13 protein-coding genes and 1 tRNA gene are annotated in these 15,604 nt (G+C 64.5%); 7 read left to right on the top strand and 7 right to left on the bottom strand.

Features of this window, described 5'->3' with window-relative positions:
- A partial coding sequence (locus WFP78_RS19825) for a TonB-dependent receptor domain-containing protein (protein WP_336966060.1) occupies window positions 1-718 on the bottom strand: 718 nt, incomplete at its 3' end.
- Window positions 719-1,054: 336 nt separating this feature from the next.
- On the opposite strand from WFP78_RS19825, the gene WFP78_RS19820 reads away from it, so the two are divergent.
- Entirely contained in the window at window positions 1,055-2,443 is a 1,389-nt protein-coding gene (locus WFP78_RS19820; RefSeq protein WP_336966058.1) for a DEAD/DEAH box helicase, read from the top strand.
- 172 nt (window positions 2,444-2,615) lie between these two features.
- Entirely contained in the window at window positions 2,616-5,519 is a 2,904-nt protein-coding gene (locus tag WFP78_RS19815; RefSeq protein WP_336966056.1) for a M16 family metallopeptidase, read from the top strand.
- Window positions 5,520-5,540: 21 nt separating this feature from the next.
- On the opposite strand, the gene WFP78_RS19810 is transcribed toward WFP78_RS19815, so the two are convergent.
- From WFP78_RS19810 to hslV, 3 genes are all read right to left on the bottom strand, one after another.
- Window positions 5,541-5,939: a ketosteroid isomerase-related protein gene (locus WFP78_RS19810; protein WP_336966054.1), complete on the bottom strand. Its 399-nt coding sequence runs from the start codon at window positions 5,937-5,939 to the stop codon at window positions 5,541-5,543.
- A gap of 19 nt (window positions 5,940-5,958) precedes the next feature.
- Window positions 5,959-7,260 carry an ATP-dependent protease ATPase subunit HslU gene (hslU, locus tag WFP78_RS19805; RefSeq protein WP_336966053.1) on the bottom strand — a complete coding sequence of 434 codons (1,302 nt, stop codon included), beginning with the start codon at window positions 7,258-7,260 and terminating at the stop codon, window positions 5,959-5,961.
- A 66-nt stretch (window positions 7,261-7,326) separates the two neighbouring features.
- A complete protein-coding gene (gene hslV, locus WFP78_RS19800; RefSeq protein WP_336966071.1) occupies window positions 7,327-7,869 on the bottom strand; it encodes an ATP-dependent protease subunit HslV in 543 nt (180 codons plus the stop codon).
- Window positions 7,870-8,091: 222 nt separating this feature from the next.
- Here hslV and WFP78_RS19795 point away from each other — a divergent pair, with 222 nt between their 5' ends.
- The gene (locus WFP78_RS19795; RefSeq protein ID WP_336966051.1) at window positions 8,092-8,286 is read left to right on the top strand and encodes a hypothetical protein; all 195 of its coding nucleotides are present in this window, start codon (window positions 8,092-8,094) and stop codon (window positions 8,284-8,286) included.
- A 101-nt stretch (window positions 8,287-8,387) separates the two neighbouring features.
- On the opposite strand, the gene WFP78_RS19790 is transcribed toward WFP78_RS19795, so the two are convergent.
- Window positions 8,388-8,522 carry an entericidin A/B family lipoprotein gene (locus tag WFP78_RS19790; protein WP_419723007.1) on the bottom strand — a complete coding sequence of 45 codons (135 nt, stop codon included), beginning with the start codon at window positions 8,520-8,522 and terminating at the stop codon, window positions 8,388-8,390.
- Between the two features lie 168 nt (window positions 8,523-8,690).
- Between WFP78_RS19790 and WFP78_RS19785 the strand changes: the two genes are divergently transcribed.
- The 4 genes from WFP78_RS19785 (at window position 8,691) to WFP78_RS19770 (ending at window position 13,460) form a co-directional block, all read left to right on the top strand.
- Window positions 8,691-8,765: transfer RNA gene (locus tag WFP78_RS19785), tRNA-Val, on the top strand.
- Between the two features lie 318 nt (window positions 8,766-9,083).
- Window positions 9,084-11,345 carry a S9 family peptidase gene (locus WFP78_RS19780; RefSeq protein WP_336966069.1) on the top strand — a complete coding sequence of 754 codons (2,262 nt, stop codon included), beginning with the start codon at window positions 9,084-9,086 and terminating at the stop codon, window positions 11,343-11,345.
- A 139-nt stretch (window positions 11,346-11,484) separates the two neighbouring features.
- Window positions 11,485-12,510, top strand: coding sequence for an aspartate-semialdehyde dehydrogenase (locus WFP78_RS19775; RefSeq protein ID WP_336966049.1), 1,026 nt, complete (start codon window positions 11,485-11,487; stop codon window positions 12,508-12,510).
- Between the two features lie 203 nt (window positions 12,511-12,713).
- The gene (locus tag WFP78_RS19770) at window positions 12,714-13,460 is read left to right on the top strand and encodes an alpha/beta fold hydrolase (RefSeq protein WP_419723008.1); all 747 of its coding nucleotides are present in this window, start codon (window positions 12,714-12,716) and stop codon (window positions 13,458-13,460) included.
- A 22-nt stretch (window positions 13,461-13,482) separates the two neighbouring features.
- Here WFP78_RS19770 and WFP78_RS19765 read toward each other — a convergent pair whose 3' ends face one another.
- The gene (locus WFP78_RS19765) at window positions 13,483-14,934 is read right to left on the bottom strand and encodes an AMP nucleosidase (protein WP_336966048.1); all 1,452 of its coding nucleotides are present in this window, start codon (window positions 14,932-14,934) and stop codon (window positions 13,483-13,485) included.
- 142 nt (window positions 14,935-15,076) lie between these two features.
- Window positions 15,077-15,559 (bottom strand): peroxiredoxin, encoded by a 483-nt coding sequence (locus WFP78_RS19760; protein WP_336966046.1) that lies wholly within the window; start codon window positions 15,557-15,559, stop codon window positions 15,077-15,079.
- Window positions 15,560-15,604: the final 45 nt, after the last annotated feature.

Below are 15,604 nucleotides of genomic sequence, written 5' to 3'. Positions count from 1 at the left end.
AACGAGGAGCATCGCCAGATGCTCGATGCCTGGGTGGGGCGTGACTTCGAACGGCTGCGCACGCTGACGGTGGCGCATATCCAGAAGACGCTGGACGACCTGCGGCAGCAACTGGCCGCCGCAGCGTAGAGCATCGTGCGCAAAAGTGGGAACCGGTTTTGCGCAAAAAACGATGCGACAACGAAGAATGAGCGCACGCCCTGCGCCAGATGTAACGCAGCGCGCCTTGGAGCCTTTTCAAGCATGTCGGCACAAATACAGGAACGATTCCGCAAGCAGCGCCAGAGCCCTTCTGGTCGATGATCGTCGCGTTGGCATTCAGGCCGAACCCCTTGACCCCAAAGCGTTCCGTGAGGAAATCGAGCGGCTGGACCCACTGGAACTCAAGACCGTTAACCGTCAGCTTGCCACTGGCATTGACTTGCTGCTGGAATATGATCGTCGCAGCATTCGGACCGCCACGGGAATTGATCGCCGCCTGCTGCGTGGGATTTAAGGTGTCATAGGTAATCCCGTACTGCGCCAGATCCGTGAAAGGGATCGTCGTCGTGCCGTTGGTCGTAAAGCCTGTCAGTTCCTTGCGGAACGCGGACGCCGCGATCAGGCCTTCGCGACCGGTGTACAATTCGACGCCCAGGTCGATATTCTTCGAGAGATAGGGCTTGAGTGCCGGATTTCCCCCGATGGCGACGTCGGCCGAGGGCGAGGAGAAATTCACGCCCGGAAGCGCGGCATTGGGATCGGGCCGCTTGAAGCGTGCGTTCGTTCACCCTGTCCGTCACCGAAATATAGACCCGGAACGGCATGTGGCGCGCTAGGGCTTGCAAATCATGGCCATTTCGGTCATATCGCATCGCAGCGTAGCGGCGAGGGGTCTTCCTTCGATAGCGATTGGTAGCGTGATCGTTCCGACCAAAGGGTCTGGAACCGGCCAATGACAGCCTACGCCAGCTTTGAGGCTTCCCTTTTCACGCGGGTCGTTTCGCAACCCGCTTTGCGTCACCCGTGCGTCCTTGCATGGCATCCGGCGCAATGGCCATGATGAGTGACATACATGACAGAATTCAAAGACCTTGGCCTTGCCGAGCCCATTTTGCAGGCGCTCGACGCCAAGAACTACAAGCAGCCGACCCCGATCCAGGCGCAGGCGATCCCCGCGCTGCTCGAAGGCCGCGACCTGTGCGGCATCGCGCAGACCGGCACCGGCAAGACGGCGGCGTTCGCGCTGCCCAGCCTCCATTATTTCCACGAAAACCCGAAGGCCACGCCGGCCCGCGGCTGCCGCATGCTGGTGCTGTCGCCGACGCGTGAACTGGCCGCGCAGATCGCCGACAGCTTTCGCGACTATGCGCGCTTCATGAAGCTGTCGATCGCCACCGTCTTTGGCGGCGTGCCGATCAACCGGCAGATCAACAGCCTGCGCGTCGGCGTCGACATTCTTGTCGCAACGCCCGGCCGCCTGCTCGACCTGATCGACCAGCGCGCGCTGACGTTGAAGGATGTCGAGATCTTCGTGCTCGATGAAGCCGACCAGATGATGGACCTGGGCTTCATCCACGCGATCAAGCGCATCGACAAGATGCTGCCCAAGGATCGCCAGAGCCTGTTCTTCTCGGCTACCATGCCGCAGGCGATTTCGGATCTGGGCTCGCAGTTCCTGACCGATCCGGTCAAGGTGTCGGTTGCCCCGCAATCGACCACGGCCGAGCGCGTGCAGCAATATGCGACCTTCGTCAGCCAGCCGGAAAAGCAGGCACTGTTGACGATCACGGTCAAGGACGAGCAGATCGACCGCGCCCTGATCTTCACCCGCACCAAGCATGGCGCCGACCGCGTCGTGCGTTTCCTGGAAGGCGCAGGGATCAAGGCCGCCGCGATCCATGGCAATAAGAGCCAGGCGCAGCGTACCGCCGCGCTGCAGGCGTTCCGCCACGGCCATGTGAAGCTGCTGGTGGCGACGGATATCGCCGCGCGCGGCATCGACGTCTCGGGTGTCAGCCATGTCATCAATTTCGAGCTGCCCAATGTGGCCGAGCAATATGTCCACCGCATCGGCCGCACCGCGCGCGCCGGGGCAGAGGGCATCGCGATCAGCTTCGTGGCGGATGATGAGCGCCCCTATCTGCGCGCCATCGAGAAGACGACGCGGATCAAGCTGGATGTCGTAGCGCTGCCGGAGAATTTCGCCGAAGCCGTGCGCAACCTGCCCAAGCCTGCTGCCCGCAAGGATGGCGGGGATCAGGGCCGTGGCGGCGGCGGTGGCCGTCCGCCCCGCGCGCATGACGGCAATCGCGGCAATGCCGATCGCGCGCATCGTGCCCAGCAGCCGCGCGAGGAGGGCGCCGGTGGCGATAACAAGGGCGCCAAGCGTCCCTTCCGTCCGCGCCGCAGCAACGGCGTTGGCGCGCATCGCGGCGCGGTGCAGCGCTCGGGTGGCCGCTGAACGAGTGCCGCTGAACGAATAGCATGATGCGTGGGGCCGGCTGCCGGACGGCACCGGCCCCACCGGCCTCACCGGTCGAGAATTGCGATAATGACATCGCGGCGACCTGTCCGGTGGGGATGGCCTAATTGTCAGTGGCCATTCATAAAAATGGCGTTAGGGTCCGTGCCCTATGACATTTGACCCACGGCGCGCCCTTCAGGCGCTTCCACTCCTCGCCCTGGTCCTTGCCGGCATCGCGCAGCCGGCGGTCGCCGAAAAGCCGGTTGCCACACCCACGGCGACCCAGATTGTGCCCGCGCAGACGGGGGCCGCCAAACGCCCCTGGCTTTACGAAAACAGCGATGTCCCCATAGATGCCGCCTGGCATTTCGGCGAACTGCCCAACGGCCTGCGCTATGCCATCCGCCGCAATGGCGTGCCGCCGGGGCAGGTCGCCATTCGCCTGCGCATCGACGCGGGTTCGTTGGCGGAAAAGCCCGATGAACTGGGCTTCGCGCATTTCATGGAGCATCTGACCTTCCGGGGATCGCGCCATGTGCCCGACGGCGAATCGAAGCGCATCTGGCAGCGGCTGGGCGTGACCTTCGGCAGCGACAGCAATGCGCAGACGACGCCTACCGGCACGACCTATGCCCTCGACCTGCCGCAGGCGAGCCCGGAAGGCATCGATGAAAGCCTGAAGATCCTTTCGGGCATGATGACCGACCCCAATATCGTCGACAGCGCCGTGAACGCGGAACGCTCCGTGGTGCTCGCCGAAATGCGCGAAGGCACCAATGCGCAGACGCGCGTGGGCGATGCGACCCGCTCCTTCTTCTTCGCCGGCCAGCCGCTGGGCACCCATTCGCCCATCGGCACGACGGCAACGCTGAACGCGGCGACCACGGCGGCGATGGAGGCATTCCACACCCGCTGGTATCGCCCCGAAAACGCCGTGATCTCGGTCGCGGGGGATATCGACCCAGCCGAGATGGAAGCGCTGATCAAGAAGCATTTCGGGGCATGGAACGTGCCGGGCAAGGTCGAGACGCTGCCCGATTTCGGCATGCCGGACAAGAGCGGGCCGGCGACGGCGGTGACGGTGGAGCCGGGCATTCCCACCGCGATCAGCCTGGCGTTCCTGCGCCCCTGGAAACCGCGGGCCGACACCATCGTCTATAACCAGGCCAAGCTGACCGACATGCTGGCGCTGCAGATGATCAACCGCCGGCTGGAGCAGGCGGCGCGGGCAGGGGGCAGCTTCCTGCAGGCCAGCGTCGATCAGCAGGATGTCAGCCGATCGGTGGACGGCACCTTCATATCGATCGTGCCGGTCGGCAATGACTGGGCGAAGGCCCTGTCTGATGTGCGCGCCATCATCGAGGACGCCCGCACGACACCGCCGACGCAGGCCGAGATCGACCGCGAATATGCGCAGTTCGACACCGCGCTGGCGATCCAGGTGGAAAATCAGGATACGGAGGCCGGGTCCAAGCAGGCATGGGATCTGGTGAGCGCGGTGGATATCCGCGAGACCACCGTCAGCCCGCAGGCCGCGCTCGACATCTTCCGCACCGGCAAGCCCGGCATGACGCCCGAGGCGATGCTGGATTCGACCCGCCGCCTGTTCACGTCCGACGTCGTGCGCGCCCAACTGCTGCTCCCCGCGGCCCAGCCGGGCGCGCAGGAAAAGCTGGCCGCGACGCTCGCCGCGACGGTGGCGGCGGCCAAGGGCGCGCGGCTTGCCGACGGCACCGTCACCATGGACGACCTGCCGCCGCTCGGGACACAGGCGAAGGTCGTTTCGCGCGTGCCGGTCGGCGCGCTGGGCATGGAGATGATCACCTTTTCCAACGGCGTGAAGATGACGCTGTTCGCCAATGATGCCGAGACCGAGAAGGTCCGCATCAATGTGCGGTTCGGCCATGGCCAGCAGGATTTCTCGCCCACGCGCAAGGTGGCGAGCTGGGCCGGCAATTATGGGCTGGTGGCGAGCGGCATCGGCAAGCTGGGGCAGCGGGAGCTGGACGACCTGACCAATGGCCGCCGCCTTGGCTTCGATTTTGCGATCGACGACGATGCCTTCGAATTTTCGGCGGTCACGCGGCCGGCGGACTATCGCGACCAGTTGCGCCTGTTCGCTGCGAAACTGGGTTTTCCGCGCTGGGATGCGGCGCCGATCGCCCGGATGAAGGCGGGCATGTCGGCGGCCTATGACACCATTTCATCGGCGCCGGACGGCGTGCTGACGCGCGATCTGGAATGGCTGCTGCACGACAAGGATGTCCGCTATCGCACGCCGGACAAGGCAGAGATCAACGCGTTGACGCCGGCGGCTTTCCGCGCCGCATGGGAACCGATCCTGGCCGAAGGGCCGATCGAGGTGCAGGTGTTCGGGCAGGTCAACCCCGATGAGGCGATCGCCGCGGTCGGGGCGACCTTTGGCGCCCTGCCACCGCGCAAGGAACCGCCGGTGCCGGCCGCCAACCGTAGCATGCGCTTCCCGGCGCATGATGTGCAGCCGGTCGTCCTGCACCATAGCGGCGACAAGGATCAGGCGGCGGCTGTCGTCGCATGGCCGACGGCGGGGGGCTTTGCCGCGCGCAAGGAATCGCGGCAGCTGGAGATCCTCGCCCGCATCTTCAACGATCGCCTGTTCGAGAAGCTGCGCTCCACCGACGGCGCGGCCTATTCGCCCAGCGTTGTCAACAACTGGCCCTTCGCCTTCGACAAGGGCGGCTATGTGCTGGTGAGCAGCCAGGTGAAGCCCGCCAGCATCGGCTATTTCTTCACGCTCACCAATGAAACGGCGGCGGACCTTGCCGCGCATCCGGTCAGCGATGACGAGCTTCAGCGGGCGGTGGCGCCGATGCGCCAGCTGCTCTCGCGCGCCAGCACCGGCAACGCCTTCTGGATGTCGCAGATGGAGGGCGCGACCCGCGACCCGCGCTATGTCGACGCGATGAAGACGATGGCGAGCGAGATATTGAATGTGACGCCGGCGGACATTCAGGCGCTGGCGGCGAAATATCTGGTCGGCAGCAAGAGCTGGTCGGCCGTGGTGCTGCCCGATGGCGTGGCGGCCGGGAAGTAGCGCCGCCGGAACGGGGATCGATCAGGCCGAGATCTGATCGATCCAGTCCTGCAGGTTATAATGGTTGGTGACGCGGGTGATCTGGCCCTCGGCGAAGGCGAAGAAGGTGCCGACCCTCAACCGATAGCGCTGCCCTTTCGCGGACGGCAGATCGCCATCGGTCTTCAGATATGCGCCCTCCAGCATGAATTCGGCCGCGCCGCGCGTGCCGTCCTCGCTCACGAACAGGGCAGGGTCGATCACCTGCTCGCGATAGCAGTCGTCCATATGGGCGAGGAAGGCGCGGAACTGCGCCCTGCCATGGCGTGGCTGGCCCTGGCAGGGTTCATGCACGACATCCTGCGCCAACAGGTCCAGCATCGCGGCGCTGTCATGCGCGTTGAAGGCGGCATAATAGCGCGTCAGCAAGGCGATCGACATGGCGGTTGCGGGGCCTCCCTCAGAGCACGAAGCGGCTGAGATCGGTGTTCTTCGCGATGCCGCTCAGCTGCTTGTGGACATAGGCGGCATCGACCACCAGCGTTTCGCCGACGCGATCCTCCGCCTCGAAGCTGATGTCCTCCAGCAGCTTCTCCATCACCGTCTGCAGGCGGCGGGCCCCGATATTCTCGATCTGCTCGTTCACCTCGGCGGCAAGGCGGGCGATGGCGCGGATACCGTCTGTCGTCAGGTCGATGGTCACGCCTTCCGTCGCCAGCAATGCGCGATATTGGGTCGCAAGGCTGGCCTTGGTGTCCGACAGGATCGCGACGAAATCATCCTCGCTCAGCGCCTTCAGCTCGACCCGGATCGGCAGGCGGCCCTGAAGCTCGGGCAGCAGGTCGCTGGGCTTGGCGACATGGAAGGCGCCCGATGCGATGAACAGGATATGGTCGGTCTTGAGCGGGCCATATTTGGTGGCGACCGTCGTGCCCTCGATCAGCGGCAGCAGGTCGCGCTGCACGCCTTCGCGGCTGACGGAGCCGCCGCGCACGTCGCTGACCGCGATCTTGTCGATCTCATCCAGGAAGACGATGCCGTTCTGTTCGGCATTGGTGAGCGCAACGCGGGCGACATCGTCCTGGTCCAGGCGCTTGTCCTGCTCCTCCTCGACCAGCTTGTCCCATGCATCGGCGACGCGCAGCTTGCGGCGCTTCTTCTGTTGCTGGCCGAACGCCTTGCTCATCATGTCGGACAGGTTGATCATGCCGACCTGACCGCCCATGCCGGGGATTTCCATCGGCATGGAGGGCGCGTCGGCGACGTCCACCTCGACCTCGACATCGTTCATCTGCCCGGCTTCGATCCGCTGGCGGAAGGAGAGGCGGGTGGCCTCGCTCGCGTCCTTGCCGGTCAGCGCATCCAGCAGGCGCGCCATAGCGGCGTCGGACGCTGCCTCGCGCACGGATTCGCGGCGGCGGTCACGCTCCAGGCGCACGGCTTCCTCCACCAGGTCGCGGGCGATCTGCTCCACGTCGCGGCCGACATAGCCGACTTCGGTGAACTTGGTGGCCTCCACCTTGACGAAGGGCGCGTCGGCCAGCTTGGCGAGGCGGCGGCTGATCTCGGTCTTGCCGCAGCCCGTGGGGCCGATCATCAGGATGTTCTTGGGCGTCACCTCGTCGCGCAGATCGGGATCGAGATGTTGCCGGCGCCAGCGGTTGCGCAGGGCGACGGCAACGGCGCGCTTGGCGTCGGCCTGGCCGATGATATGCGCGTCAAGTGCGGCGACGATGGCCTTTGGGGTCAGATTGTCGTTCATGAAAAAGGGTCTCGAAAAGTCCGGAAACGAACCGAAGGTCAGGAAAGCTTAGCCCGCAAATGCGTGTCAGGCGACCGCGTCCAGCGTCTCCACGGTCAGCTGGTCGTTGGTATAGACGCACACTTCCGCCGCGATGGCCATCGCCTTGCGCGCGATGGTTTCGGCATTGTCTTCATAGTCGGTGAGCGCGCGCGCCGCCGAAAGGGCATAGTTGCCGCCCGATCCGATCGCCGCGATGCCGCCCACCGGCTCCAGCACGTCGCCATTGCCTGTCAGGATCAGCGTCACCTCCTTGTCGGCGACGATCATCATCGCCTCCAGGTTGCGCAGATATTTGTCGGTGCGCCAGTCCTTCGCCAGCTCGACAGCGGCGCGCATCAACTGGCCGTTATGCCGCTCCAGCTTCGCTTCCAGCCGTTCGAACAGGGTGAAGGCGTCCGCCGTGGCGCCGGCGAAACCGCCGATCACCGATCCGTCGTGCAGGCGCCTGACCTTGCGGGCATTGGGTTTCATGACTGTCTGGCCCATGCTGACCTGGCCGTCGCCCGCGACGACGACCTTTCCGCCCTTGCGGACCGAGACGATGGTGGTGCCATGCCATTGCAGCATGCCGTGTGCTTCTCCGCTCATGGCGCGCATATGGGATGTCGGGAAGGTGCGCGCAAGCCGCCTCGAATGCCATGGGCGTGGCGATGTGGAGCAAGGCTGCGCCATGCCGTTGTTTCATTGCGGTGCATCGATCCGTTTGGGAGACTATTGTCAATCCAGACCAATTGACATGCTGCGATGCAATAAACACATTGTTAATCATCGACTCGGGAGGACTCCGATATGTCGCTGAGGGCAAGAGCGCAGGAAAAGATCGAACGTTCGGGCATCGCCAACTATGCCTTTGACGAAGGCGATACGCTGGTGATGTGTGGTGTTCGTTATGCGCTGGAGGCCTGCGACTGCGGCGAAGCGGATTGCGACGGTGTGCGTTTGCGCCGGGATTCGGGCGATCTTTCCGGCACGGCCCTGCAATAATGGCCCTGCAATAACAGTCGATCCGGCCGTGGCTGGCGCGAAGCGCGGCCAGCCACATGGCACTATGGGGAATTCGTTCGGCTGCTTTTTATTCCCAGCCCTTATTTGATGACTTCCTTGCCTTTGTGCCCGACGGATTGGATGTCCTGACCAACGCCTTCCACCGTGTTGCACGCAGCAAGCGCAAACATGCCGGCAATGACGGAAAGGGTGGCGATCTTCTTGATGGCGGTCATCGGTGGTCCTGATTCTGCTTCATGATGCGATGGTGCCGGCATTTCGGCCGATGCCTTATCTTATCTAGGCGAAACTGACTGCCGCATGAAGGGGCATTTTGCGCATGTCTGCGCGGCAGTGCTTGACTTGCCGCCACGCTGCTGCCAATGGCGGCGTCCTCCCTTCGGGGGCGCGTAGCTCAGTGGTAGAGCACACCCTTCACACGGGTGGGGTCGCAAGTTCAATCCTTGCCGCGCCCACCATGGCCCAGTGGCCATGCCGCGCATCAGACAGGCATCCGTCAGGCCCCCTCGGCGTCATCGTTCGAGCGGCGCGCGCATGATCCGTGCATCTTTTGCTCGCCGCATTTTCCGTGCCGCCAGATGAAGACAACCGGCTGGAAAATGCTCTAAGGTCCCGCGCAACGTACAGAATATCTGAAAGGGTTTTTCGTGATCGCCAGCCTGATGCGCGGCGCTGCCATGGGCGCGCTTGCCTCCTTTGCCTTTGCTTCGGGCGCGCTTGCCCAGCAGCAGGCGCCAGTCCCATCGCCCCAGCAGGCACTGCCGCCGGTGGAGGCGATGCCCGTGGCCGCGCCTATCCCTGCGCCCGTCCCCGCGCCGACGCCGTTGACGTTGGAGCGGCTGTTCGCCAGCCCCGACCTTTCCGGATCGCAGCCGCGCGCCTTGCGTCTTTCCCCCGATGGGGCGCTGCTGACGCTGCTGAAACCACGGCCGGACGACAGGGAACGGCTGGACCTGTGGGCCATCGACACGAAGACCGGGGCCGAGCGGATGCTGGTCGATTCGGCCAAGGTCGGCACGGGTGCCGAACTGTCCGAGGCGGAAAAGATGCAGCGGGAACGCGCGCGCATCGGCGGCAGCAAGGGCATCGTCGCCTATGACTGGGCGCCCGATGGCAAGTCGATCCTGGTGCCGCTGGACGGCGACCTGTATCTGGCGACGTTGGACGGCAATGTCCGCCGCTTGACCGCGACGCCGGAAGGCGAGTTGAACGCGGCCGTCAGCCCGGCGGGCGCCTATATCAGCTTCGTGCGCGAGCAGAATCTGTATGTGCAGAAGCTGTCGGGCGGCAATGCGTCGCAGATCACCACCGATGGCGGCGGCACCGTGCATTGGGGCGAGGCGGAATTCGTCGCGCAGGAGGAGATGGATCGCCGCACCGGCTATTGGTGGGCGCCCGGCGACACGCTGGTCGCGATCGAGCGGTTCGACGAGGCGCCCGTGGGCGTCGTCACCCGCGCGGCGATCGGCGCGGACGGCACCAAGGTCTATGACCAGCGCTATCCGGCGGCGGGCACACCCAATGTCACCGTGGACCTGTATGTCATGCGGCCCGATGGCAGCAAGTCGGTGAAGGTCGACCTGGGCACCGATGCCGATATCTACCTGGCTCGCGTCGATTGGGCGCGGGACGGCAAGACGCTGTATGTCCAGCGCGAGAACCGGGCGCAGACCAGGCTGGATGTGCTGAAGGTCGATCCGCTCACCGGCAAGTCGTCCATTCTTTTCACCGAGAAAGCGGCGGCGAAGAGCTGGATCAACCTGAACGACGCCTTCCGCCAGATGAAGGACGGCAGCTTCCTGTGGCAGTCCGAGCGGGACGGCTACAATCACTTCTACCGCTTCGCCAATGGCCGCTGGAGCCAGTTGACCAGGGGGGCGTGGGTGACGACGAAGCTGGTCGGCGTGGATGAGGCCAAGGGCCTGATCTACTTCATGGGAAACAAGGACGATCCGCTGGAGCATCACCTCTACAGCGTCGAGATCGGCAAGCCGGGCAGCGTCACCCGGCTGACCGAGCCGGGCTGGTGGAATGCGGCCAGCATGGACGATGCCGCGACGCGTTTCATCATCAGCCGTTCCAACCCCAGGCAGCCGTCCCAGACCTATCTGGCCGACATCACCGGCCAGAAGATCAGCTGGATCAACGAGAATGCGGTGGTGGAGGGGCACCCCTATTTCCCCTTCCTTGCCAGCCATCAGGAAACGAAGTTCGGCACGATCAAGGCGAAGGACGGCACCACGCTCTATTGGGAGATGATCACCCCGCCGCTGGAACCGGGCAAGCTCTACCCCGTGTTCTTCGAACATTATGGCGGCCCCGGCACCGGCCAGCAGGTGACGCGCGGCTGGCAGGGCGGGCGGCCGCAATATCTGGTCGACAAGGGCTGGATCTATTTCCAGATCGACAATCGCGGCTCCTATAATCGCGGCAAGGAGTTCGAGGATCAGATCTGGCATGCCATGGGTACGGTGGAGGTCGAGGACCAGTTGGCCGGCGCCGAGTTCCTGCGCACGCAACCCTTTGTGGACGCCAGCAAGATCGCGACCTTCGGCTGGTCCTATGGCGGCTATATGTCGCTGAAACTGCTGGAAAAGTCGCATGGCGTCTTCGCCGCCGCGATTGCCGGTGCGCCGGTGACGGACTGGACGCTGTACGACACCCATTATACCGAACGTTATCTGGGCGATCCCAAGGCGAAGGACAGCGCCTATCCGGCGTCGGGCGCGTTGCTGGACGCGACGAAGATCAGCGACCCGTTGCTGCTGCTCCACGGCATGTCGGACGACAATGTGGTGCTGGACAACTCGACCCGCTTCATGACGAAGATGCAGCAGGGCGCGGTGCCGTTCCAGACGATGCTGTATCCCGGCCAGACGCATCGCGTCGGCGGGCCTGGGATCAGCGTGCATCTGTGGAAGACCATCGAGGATTTCCTGGACGAAAAGGTGCTGAAGAAGGGCGGGATGGTCGCTGCGGCACCGGTGGCGGCGCCCATGCCCGCCGATGGCACGGCGCCCGCCACGCCGACGCAATAAAATTTCGGGCGCCTTGTCGATCAGGAAATGACAGGGCGCCCGAACCGCTTCTATGCGATAGTGAAGCAAAGCTGCTCTGGACAATCCGTCCAAGGGCGCTATGCGCCATGCTCCTCAATCTGACTGTCTGGAGATTATGATGGGTTACCGGGTCGTCGTCGTTGGTGCCACGGGGAATGTGGGCCGCGAAATGCTGACCATTCTGGCCGAGCGGGAATTCCCGATCGACGAGATTGCCGCTGTTGCATCGCCGCGCTCGACCGGCCTGTCGATTGACTTTGGCGACACCGGCAAAACCCTGAAATGCAAGAATATCGAACATTTCGATTTCACCGGATGGGATATGGCGCTGTTCGCGGCGGGCTCCGGCCCGACGGCGGAATATGCGCCCAAGGCGGCGGCGGCCGGCTGCGTGGTGATCGACAATTCGTCGCTCTACCGCATGGACCCGGACGTGCCGCTGATCGTGCCCGAGGTGAACCCGGACGCGATCGACGGCTACAAGAAGAAGAACATCATCGCCAACCCCAACTGCTCGACCGCGCAGATGGTGGTGGCGTTGAAGCCGCTGCATGATGCCGCGACGATCAAGCGCGTCGTCGTCTCGACCTATCAGTCGGTGTCCGGCGCGGGCAAGGCGGGCATGGACGAGCTGTTCGAGCAGTCGCGCAACATCTTCGTGGGCGATCCGGCGGAAGCCAGGAAGTTCACCAAGCAGATCGCCTTCAACGTGATCCCGCACATCGACGTCTTCCTGGACGATGGCTACACCAAGGAAGAATGGAAGATGGTGGTCGAGACCAAGAAGATCCTCGATCCCAAGATCAAGGTGACGGCGACCTGCGTGCGCGTGCCCGTGTTCGTCGGCCATAGCGAGTCGCTGAATATCGAGTTCGAGCACGAGATTTCGGCGAAGAAGGCGCAGTCGATCCTGCGCGAGGCGCCCGGCATCATGCTGGTCGACAAGCGCGAGGACGGCGGATATGTCACCCCGGTGGAATGCGTGGGCGACTATGCGACCTTCGTCAGCCGGGTGCGCGAAGACCCGACCGTGGAAAACGGCCTGGCGCTGTGGTGCGTCAGCGACAATCTGCGCAAGGGCGCGGCGCTGAACGCGGTGCAGATCGCGGAGCTTCTGGGCCGCCGGCACCTGAAAAAGGGCTGAATATCATGATGGCGGCGGTGGACATTTCCATCGCCGCCAACTCCTGATTGCATCGGGATATGCGGCGCTTCGGCCTTTGGGTCGGGGCGCCGTTTCATGTTTCTGCGCAGCCGGCGCTCGACATCATGGCGTTCGCTGCATATCGCTCCGCGGCAACAGCGAAGCTGCCACATTGAAACGATAGGGACGATATCGTGCATGAAGTGACGACGGCGATGGTCGAGGGTTTTGGCGGTACGCCGCTGGCGGTGCATCAACTGGGCGAGGGGCGGCCGGTGCTGCTGCTGCATGGCCTGTTCTCGAACGCCAACACCAACTGGATCAAATATGGCCATGCCGCGACGATCGCGGCGCGCGGCTTCCGGGTCGTCATGCCGGATTTCCGCGTCCACGGGGAAAGCGCCGCGCCGCATGACCCCGCCGACTATCCGCCCGATGTGCTGGCGAAGGACGTGCTGGCGCTGGTCGATGCCCTTGACCTTGCGGATTTCGACCTGGGCGGCTTTTCGCTGGGTGCCCGGACAAGCGTCTTGTTGCTGGAACAAGGGTTGAAACCGCGCCGCGTGGTGCTCGGCGGCATGGGGCTGCAGGGGCTGTCCGGCTGGGCGAAGCGGCGGGACTTCTTCCTGGATGTCATCGCGGAACGCGACACGATCAAGCGCGGCGATCCGCGCTGGCTGAGCGCCCAGTTCATGAAATCGATGAAGGTCGATCCGGTTGCCGCCGCATTGCTGCTGCGCAGCTTCGGCGATGTCGATCCGACCGGGCTTGCCGGCGTGGCCATGCCGGTGGCGGTCGTCTGCGGCACCGAGGATCGGGACAATGGATCGCCCGAGGCGTTGGTCGAGGCGCTGCCCGACGCGGCGCTGCACTGGGTGCCCGGTACCCATATGAGCTGCGTCACCAGGCCCGAACTGGGGCAGACGATCGCCGACTTCCTCGCCGGCTGATCCGCTCGCCCCGGTCGGTGGATCAGCGGAAGGGTGGTTCGTTGAAGGCGCGCAGCTTGCGGCTGTGCAGGCTGGCGCCCGCTTCCCGCAGCAGTTCGCAGGTGCGCAGGCCGATGCGCAGATGCCCGGCAATCGCCTCTTCATAGAAGCGGTTGGCCTGTCCCGGCAGCTTCAATTCGCCATGGATGGGCTTGTCGGAGACGCAGAGCAGCGTGCCATAGGGGACGCGGAAGCGATAGCCCTGCGCCGCGATGGTCGCGGACTCCATGTCGATGCCGACCGCGCGGGACAGGCTGAAGCGCAGGGCGGACTTGGAATAGCGCAGTTCCCAGTTGCGGTCGTCGGTCGTGACCACGGTGCCGGTGCGCAGGCGGCGCTTCATGTCGCCATTGCCGTCACCCAATATCTCCTCGGCGGCGTGCGCCATGGCGAGTTGCACTTCGGCGATGGCCGGCACCGGGATTTCGGGCGGCAGCACGTCGTCCAGCACATGATCGTCGCGCAGATAGGCGTGGGCGAGCACATAGTCGCCGATCCGCTGGCTGGGGCGCAGGCCGCCGCAATGGCCGATCATCAGCCAAGCTTCCGGCCGCACGACGGCAAGATGATCGCAGATCGTCTTCGCGTTGGACGGGCCGACGCCGATATTGACCAGCGTGATCCCGCTGCGGTCCGGCGCGATCAGGTGATAGGCCGGCATCTGGTGCCTGCGCCACGCGCTGTCGGCGATCATCTGCGCCGGATCGGCGGTTTCGGGCGTCACATAGACGCCGCCGGCCCCGGACAGCGCGGTGAAGCGGCTGTCGGGCTTCTGCAGTTCCGCGCAGGCCCATGCGACGAACTCGTCCACATAGCGATGATAGTTGGTGAACAGGATGTAGCGCTGCACATGCTCGGCGGGGGTGCCGGTATAGTGCTTGAGCCGGGCCAGCGAGAAATCGGTGCGTAGCCCGTCGAACAGGGCGAGCGGACGCACGGTGCCCGAAGGCGGCGTGAACAGGCCGTCGGCGATCTCGTCCCCGATTTCGGCCAGCTCGGTCGCGGGGAAATGGCGGGCCAGCTCCGTGGGCGGCACGCCGTCCAGCGCGCTCATGTCCAGCCCGTCGAGTACATAGGGGAAGGGGATTTGCTGGGCGCTGCGGCCCACTTCCACCGCGACGCCATAGTCGCGCACCAGAAGGTCGATCTGTTCGGCCAGATAATCGGCGAACATCGCCGGTCGCGTGACTGTCGTCACATAGCGGCCGGGATTGGAAAGCCGTGCGAAGGATCGGCCCGGCGGCGGCATGTCGCCTTCGCCACGATGGATGATCCGTAATTCGGGGTAGCAGAAGGTGCGGTCGCCCCGCGTGCTGGGCGGCGGGGTCGCGCCGCTGCGGGCATATTCCTGCATCGCTTCGCGCAAAGAGGCGATCGACTGCTGGTAGATCGCGTCGAGCTGCGCGACGATCGCATGGCCAAAATTCTGTGTCATCTCCCCTGATATCGCGGAAACATGCCGGCAGAAAGAGAGGGGCGTAACAAATTTTATCATATGCCGCCGAAATGAACGAAGCCGAGGCGCCGGGGCCTATCCCCGCCGCCTCGGCGCCGCATCGCAGTCAGCGCTGGGGGCGTTAAAGCTGGCCCAGCATATATTCGGCGGACGACAGCTTGAAATCGCCCGGCGCCTCGACGTTCAGTTCGGTGATGACGCCATTGTCTACGATCATCGAGAAGCGCTGGCCGCGCGTGCCCATGCCGAACTTGCTGCCGTCCATTTCCAGGCCGACAGCCTTGGCGAAGGCGCCATTGCCGTCCGCCAGCATGGTGACGGCACCCTCGGCGCCGGCGCCCTTGCCCCATGCGCCCATGACAAAGGCGTCGTTGACGGCGGTGCAGGCGATCTCGTCTATCCCCTTGGCCTTCAGCTCGGCGGCCTTGTCGATGAAGCCGGGCAGATGCTTGGCCGAGCAGGTGGGGGTGAAGGCGCCCGGCACGGAGAACAGAGCGACCTTGCGGCCCGCGAAATAGCTGGCGCTTTCCACCGGCTCCGGCCCGTTGGCGGTCATGGTGGTGAATGTGGTCTGGGGCAGCGTGTCGCCCTTTGCGATCGTCATTGGCGGCATCCTTTCTCTGGGGCTGATAATCGGGGGCTCGACGGT

The sequence above is a fragment of the Sphingobium aquiterrae genome, from assembly GCF_037154135.1.
Taxonomy (GTDB): Bacteria; Pseudomonadota; Alphaproteobacteria; order Sphingomonadales; family Sphingomonadaceae; genus Sphingobium; species Sphingobium aquiterrae.
The sequence above is the reverse complement of the archived record's forward strand: the minus strand, read 5'-3'. Positions and strand labels throughout refer to the sequence as shown.

What these genes read in the sequence shown, in the direction of transcription:
- WFP78_RS19820 (WP_336966058.1), top strand. Translation starts at nt 1,055, where the DNA reads ATGACAGAATTCAAAGACCTTGGCCTTGCCGAGCCCATTTTGCAGGCG.
- WFP78_RS19815 (WP_336966056.1), top strand. Translation starts at nt 2,616, where the DNA reads ATGACATTTGACCCACGGCGCGCCCTTCAGGCGCTTCCACTCCTCGCC.
- WFP78_RS19810 (WP_336966054.1), bottom strand. Translation starts at nt 5,939, where the DNA reads ATGTCGATCGCCTTGCTGACGCGCTATTATGCCGCCTTCAACGCGCAT.
- hslU (WP_336966053.1), bottom strand. Translation starts at nt 7,260, where the DNA reads ATGAACGACAATCTGACCCCAAAGGCCATCGTCGCCGCACTTGACGCG.
- hslV (WP_336966071.1), bottom strand. Translation starts at nt 7,869, where the DNA reads ATGCTGCAATGGCATGGCACCACCATCGTCTCGGTCCGCAAGGGCGGA.
- WFP78_RS19795 (WP_336966051.1), top strand. Translation starts at nt 8,092, where the DNA reads ATGTCGCTGAGGGCAAGAGCGCAGGAAAAGATCGAACGTTCGGGCATC.
- WFP78_RS19790 (WP_419723007.1), bottom strand. Translation starts at nt 8,522, where the DNA reads ATGACCGCCATCAAGAAGATCGCCACCCTTTCCGTCATTGCCGGCATG.
- WFP78_RS19780 (WP_336966069.1), top strand. Translation starts at nt 9,084, where the DNA reads ATGCCCGTGGCCGCGCCTATCCCTGCGCCCGTCCCCGCGCCGACGCCG.
- WFP78_RS19775 (WP_336966049.1), top strand. Translation starts at nt 11,485, where the DNA reads ATGGGTTACCGGGTCGTCGTCGTTGGTGCCACGGGGAATGTGGGCCGC.
- WFP78_RS19765 (WP_336966048.1), bottom strand. Translation starts at nt 14,934, where the DNA reads ATGACACAGAATTTTGGCCATGCGATCGTCGCGCAGCTCGACGCGATC.
- WFP78_RS19760 (WP_336966046.1), bottom strand. Translation starts at nt 15,559, where the DNA reads ATGACGATCGCAAAGGGCGACACGCTGCCCCAGACCACATTCACCACC.